This is a genomic window from Nocardioides sp. P5_C9_2, from assembly GCF_054049555.1.
Genome location: NZ_JBFUMD010000622.1, coordinates 1 through 1,823 on the forward strand (window position 1 = coordinate 1; position 1,823 = coordinate 1,823).

Genomic DNA, 1,823 nt, shown 5'->3' on the forward strand with positions numbered 1-1,823 from the left:
CGTCGGGTGAGACCCGGGCCTTCACGGCCGGCACGTAGGTCCGCAGGCTCTCCCACATCTCGGGCCAGGTGTCGCCCGGGTGCACGAGGGTGGAGTACGTGAGGTGGCCCATCCCGTCGGGCAGCAGCACGGGTCAGCCCCTCGGCGGGATGATCCGAGCGTCCCGCAGCTGCTGGAAGAGGTCGGTGAAGGACGCGATCGTGCTCTGGTGGTCGAGGAATCCCAGCGAGCGACTCTTGGTCATGTCCGCGAAGGTCTCCATCTCGCGACCGAGGTCGGCGTCCGTRTGCCACCAGGAGGCCAGCTCCGAGGCCTTGTACGGCGCGAGGTCGTGCTTCTCGACCAGCCCTGCCCACACCTCGTCGGCGTGGCCCATGCGGTCCTCGAGCGGCTGGGGGTGACCGGGATACTCCGCGGCGGGGACACCGAGGGCGTCTGCCACCTGGGGCCACAGCTGCCGCCAGCGGAACACCTCCCCGTTGACGGTGTTGAAGGCCTGGTTGCGGGCCCGCGGCTCCGTGGAGGACCAGAGGACGTGCCGCCCGAGGAGGCGCGCGTCGGTGAGGTCGGTGATGCCGTTGAGCTGCTGCTGGCTCCCCGGGAAGACGAAGGGCTCGCCGGTGACGCGACAGATGGCGCCGTACACCGCCAGCGTCACGCCCATGTTCATCACGTTTCCGAGCGCGAAGCCGATGAGGGTGTGCGGGCGATGCACCGACCACGAGAACCCTTGCTGCTCCGCCTCCGCGAAGAGGACGTCCTCCTGGTCGTAGTAGAAGTTCTCGATCGGCAGCCGCTCCTGGCTCTCGCGGAACGGAGTGTCTGCCGGAGCTGAGCCGTAGGCGTCGAAGGGACCGAGGTAGTGCTTGAGCCCGGTGACCAGCGCAACGTGCTCGAGCTTCGTGGCGCGGCCTGCCGCGGCCAGCAGGTTGGCGAGCATCGCGCTGTTCACCTGCCTGTTCTCGGCCTCGGTCTCCTGACGCGACCACGTCGTGAAGACGACGTGGCTGAACTCCTGGCCCTGGAGGGCGCGGTCGAGCGACTCGGGGTCGAGGACGTCACCACGCAGCTGCTCCACGCCGGGGATGTCGTACCGATGGGAGCGGGACAGGCCCAGGACCCGCCACCCGGCCGACGCCATCGCCTGCGCGGTGTTGAAGCCCGCTATACCGGTGACTCCGACGACCAGAACGGTTGGTGACACGATGTCCCTCCAAGGAGCGGTGTGGGGTGTCCGGGCGGACCGGATGTCCGGCCCATCGTGATCCGCGGTGGACAATTCGTCAAGTGACGGTGAACAATGCGGGCTCAGGACTCCCCATCGTTCGCTGTTGATGATCACTCGCCCGGTGCGGCGACTGGTCACACCTGCGTCAGGCCGGGGTCTCGGCGTCAAGCGGTACGGACAATCAAGGGGATGGGTGCATGAGTGAGTCGGAGGAGCTGCTGCCCGAGACCGGCGGGGTGGGCCAGCTGGGCAGCAAGCTGCGTGCGGCCCGTCAGCAGGCGGGTCTCTCGCTACGCGAGCTCGCGCGACAGCTGAGCGTGTCCCCCTCCTTCCTGTCCCAGATGGAGAACGGCAAGTCCCAGCCCTCGGTGGCGACGCTCTACTCGATCGCCCAGGTGCTCGAGGTGTCCATCGACGAGCTCTTCCACACCTCCGACGAGCCCGCTCCCGACGGCGAGAGCGACGCTTCCAGCAGCGGTGCTGCCGGCGACGGCCCGCCCCCGGGTGGATCACGGGACGGCGCGACGCAGGGTCGACAGGGCCGAGGCTCGGCCGGAGTGGTCAGTCGCTCGGCGATGGCCTCGCCGGCCGAGGC

The 1,823-nt window shown here is 69.0% G+C and carries 2 protein-coding genes; one reads left to right on the plus strand and one right to left on the minus strand.

Going from position 1 to position 1,823, the window contains the following annotated elements:
- Positions 1 to 133: 133 nt before the first annotated feature.
- Positions 134 to 1,204: an SDR family oxidoreductase gene (locus tag ACXJKL_RS20320; protein ID WP_457208805.1), complete on the minus strand. Its 1,071-nt coding sequence runs from the start codon at positions 1,202 to 1,204 to the stop codon at positions 134 to 136.
- A 221-nt stretch (positions 1,205 to 1,425) separates the two neighbouring features.
- Here ACXJKL_RS20320 and ACXJKL_RS20325 point away from each other — a divergent pair.
- Positions 1,426 to 1,823 (plus strand): helix-turn-helix domain-containing protein (locus tag ACXJKL_RS20325; protein WP_457208806.1); only part of this gene is annotated, 398 nt, incomplete at its 3' end.